4 protein-coding genes and 1 pseudogene are annotated in these 1743 nt (G+C 36.7%); all 5 read right to left on the reverse strand.

The genetic code is table 11. From position 1 onward, the window contains the following. On the reverse strand, nt 1–122 hold a 122-nt coding region (locus IQ219_RS20660), incomplete at its 3' end, for a hypothetical protein (protein ID WP_368667640.1). 89 nt (nt 123–211) lie between these two features. After that, nucleotides 212–475 (reverse strand): hypothetical protein, encoded by a 264-nt coding sequence (locus IQ219_RS19400; RefSeq protein WP_190599148.1) that lies wholly within the window; start codon nt 473–475, stop codon nt 212–214. 52 nt (nt 476–527) lie between these two features. Beyond that, the gene (locus tag IQ219_RS19405; RefSeq protein ID WP_190599149.1) at nt 528–683 is read right to left on the reverse strand and encodes a lmo0937 family membrane protein; all 156 of its coding nucleotides are present in this window, start codon (nt 681–683) and stop codon (nt 528–530) included. Between the two features lie 283 nt (nt 684–966). Further along, nucleotides 967–1446 (reverse strand): CsbD family protein, encoded by a 480-nt coding sequence (locus IQ219_RS19410; RefSeq protein ID WP_190599150.1) that lies wholly within the window; start codon nt 1444–1446, stop codon nt 967–969. 75 nt (nt 1447–1521) lie between these two features. Next, nucleotides 1522–1743 (reverse strand): annotated as a pseudogene (locus IQ219_RS19415) (DUF1269 domain-containing protein); the annotation flags it as partial.

Here is a 1743-nt window from a genome sequence, read left to right on the forward strand (position 1 = left end):
TTCCAATTGTTAAAGGATCCAATTACAGAAACTCGATCTGCATTGGGAGCCCAGACCCGAAAAGCAACACCATTGGGATGTAAAATTGATCCCATTCCCTTAATTTTTATGTTGGTTATCATGACAATCTACCCATAATTGATCACTCAATCATTAACTGTAATATTCATAATTAAGTTATCAATATATTGCTTAAGAAATTAGGCGAATTTCAACTAACACTAGAGACAATCCATAGCAGACTGAACAATACGGCGATCGCCCCTAGCCCCAAGAGTATTAATCGTTCACGGCTTTGTTTAACTCCGGTAACAGGGGGTTCCACAGAGTAATTATTAAGAACACCGGCCTCATCTTGAACATAACCAGAACCTAAATCAGACTCAACAGGTACCTCCAAGGGTACTCCAGAGGGAATTAGTTCACTGCCATTACTGTGGTGAGTAACTTGGGGAATTTTACTAGGAAAAGACATGCTAAAAGCTCCAAAAACTATTGATCAAAAATAAACATGAAAAAGATAATTATTAGCCAATACGACCTCTCAAAAATAAATTATAAATAATGCCAATTAAAACCAACACTAGAAGGAGGTGAATTAAACTCCCTCCAATATTAATGGAGAAACCTAATATCCAAAGAATAAAAAGGATAACAACAGCAGTCCACACAAGGTCAAACATATTTACCTCCAAGAATAATTAATTAAAGTAAAATTTGTCGTATTTGCGGAGCAAGGCATTATATGTAGTTTCCCGCTTATAACCAACAAATATATCAAAAGTCAATTTCTTTTCAATTAAGATTTTACGGTATCTTTGAGAAGGAAATGTCATAAAGATTAAACCCAAAATTAAAATTATTTGTCAAAATACTTCAATCAATATTGGTAGTATTAGGTGTAATATGGATCGAAGTATTATTGTCTAATCAAGATATTTCCTAGACCAAGAGTTTGTCAGCTATTTAGCGAAAGACATCTTTTATATCCTCAGCTAAATTGCGAGCTTGACTTTCCGCTTGTTTGGCTTTACCCATCATTTTATCCTGGGTATTATCGGTTATATTGCCTTTCATTTCCTGGGCTTTACCCTCAAGATTTTTGGCAACGGCTTTGGCTCGTCCTTTCAATTCTGTGCTGTCTTTAACATCTTCGGCGGCATTCATCGCTTGGCTTTGCACTTGTTTGGCTTTACCCATCATTTGATTTTTAGGATCGCCGGTAAGATTACCGATCGCCTCTTGGGCTTTGCCTTCCACATCTTTAGACATAGCATCAATGCGATTCATGATAGCAATTTGGGGTTGGGGAGAATGAATTAATTGGTTAATGGGCATGGTGGCCCAGGACTTTTCAGCACCAAAACTAAAAGTGACAATAATTAACAAAATTGCAGTCAAGCTTAGCCGATAAAAGAAGCGATGGATTTGTTGCAAGGAAATCATAAAAAACTCCAAAATGATGTTTAGATAATTAATCAGGTCTGAAAAATTGATGGGTTTTAGCTAAGATTAATGAGTTTAACGATTGGTAATGGAACGATCCGCAGCAGGACTACTGGTAGTAGTAGTGGAAACTGTCGTCACTGTACGATTGGGGGTGTTGTAAACATACCAACCATTGATGCCGTGTTTATCAAGAATTGATTCAGCAAAAGTAATGTCAGAATTGGTGCCTTCCACCATGATTAAATAGTTCCCTAGGCTAATTTGATCACTATAAATTTTTGCCCGATCTTCAGG

It is taken from the genome of Synechocystis sp. LEGE 06083, from assembly GCF_015207725.1.
In the GTDB taxonomy this organism is placed as follows: Bacteria; Cyanobacteriota; Cyanobacteriia; order Cyanobacteriales; family Microcystaceae; genus Synechocystis; species Synechocystis salina.

Excerpts from the sequence above, each read along its gene's own strand:
- IQ219_RS19400 (WP_190599148.1), bottom strand. The coding sequence starts at position 475 with ATGTCTTTTCCTAGTAAAATTCCCCAAGTTACTCACCACAGTAATGGC.
- IQ219_RS19405 (WP_190599149.1), bottom strand. The coding sequence starts at position 683 with ATGTTTGACCTTGTGTGGACTGCTGTTGTTATCCTTTTTATTCTTTGG.
- IQ219_RS19410 (WP_190599150.1), bottom strand. The coding sequence starts at position 1,446 with ATGATTTCCTTGCAACAAATCCATCGCTTCTTTTATCGGCTAAGCTTG.